Consider the following 1,168-nt stretch of genomic DNA (forward strand, 5'->3'; position numbering starts at 1 on the left):
GTCGTGCGCTGGCACGGCCATGTCGCCGCGGACGTGCGCGACCAGCTGCTCGCCTCGGCGTGGCTGACGGTGAACCCCTCGCATGGCGAGGGCTGGGGTCTGTCCGTGCTGGAGGCGGCGGCACTCGGCGTGCCCGCCGTCGCGTTCCGCGTCCCCGGCCTGCGCGACGCCGTGCGGGACGGGACGACGGGTTGGCTCGTCGAGGACGGCGCCGGGCTGGAGCCGGCGATCGACGCGGCGCTGCGGGAGCTGTCTGACCCGGTGGCAGCGGCGCGGCTGAGCGCGGGCGCGCGGGCCTGGGCGACCGGGTTCACCTGGGACGCCAGCGCCGAGCTGCTCGCCCGGGTGGTCACCGCCGAGATCGACCGGCTGGCCGCGCCCGCCGCGGCGGACCCGGACCGCCGCCGCCGCGACGACGACCTCACCCATGCCGTGTTCTCCCTGCCTCCCGGCGCGCCTTTTCCGGCCCTGCGCCGCACCGACCTCGTCTACCGGCCGGACCCCGCCGGCGAGGAGGTCGTCGCCGTTCTCTATGGCGCGGACCTCCAGGCTGCCCGGATCGCACTCGCCCGGGTCGGCGTCGCGGGTGAACCGCGGCTGCGCCCCGCCACCGGGGCGGACCTGCTGCTCGCCACCTGCCGCACGATGGCCCCCGCGCCCGCCGTCCCGGCGCGGGCCGGCGCCGGGATAGCGGTCGACTAGATCACCGCCGCCGACGCGCACCGCCGGCGGCGCGTGTCATCCCTGGGGGACGGTTCCCCGTCGGTGGCGGCCGGCGTCGGACACCCCGACCGATGCCGGCCGGCTGGACGATCGCTGCGGACGCCTCGCCGGAGCCGGCGGGGTCGATCGGGCGGCCGGCGGGGAGCTGGTCGCGCCGATGGCGGCCACCTCCTCGTAGGCGGCCCGGTAGAGGTCGGCGAACGCCGGCACGGAACCCGGACCGAACAGTTGCCGGTGGTAACAGACGGTGACCTTCAGCTCGCCGCCCTGCCCGAGGACCGCGATGAACAGGCCCTGGGGCATCCCGACGGTGCCGGTGAAGTAGACCTCGGTGATCGACGGGCCAGGCACCGCGGTCGGGCCGGCGCTGCCGACCGCGACCAGGCGCCGCCCGCCGCCCTCGGCGCCGCCGGGGGCGCCGAGCGGGCCGGCCAGCCCGTCGTAC

At 77.8% G+C, this 1,168-nt stretch carries 1 protein-coding gene and 1 pseudogene; one reads left to right on the forward strand and one right to left on the reverse strand.

The genetic code is table 11. The features are described from left to right. Positions 1–702 (forward strand): glycosyltransferase family 4 protein (locus MXD58_RS25060; RefSeq protein WP_250610091.1); only part of this gene is annotated, 702 nt, incomplete at its 5' end. A gap of 36 nt (positions 703–738) precedes the next feature. Here the strand turns inward: MXD58_RS25060 and MXD58_RS25065 are convergent. Next, positions 739–1,168, reverse strand: a pseudogene (locus tag MXD58_RS25065) (hypothetical protein); the annotation flags it as partial.

The sequence above is a fragment of the Frankia sp. AgKG'84/4 genome, assembly GCF_023242965.2.
Lineage (GTDB): Bacteria > Actinomycetota > Actinomycetes > Frankiales > Frankiaceae > Frankia.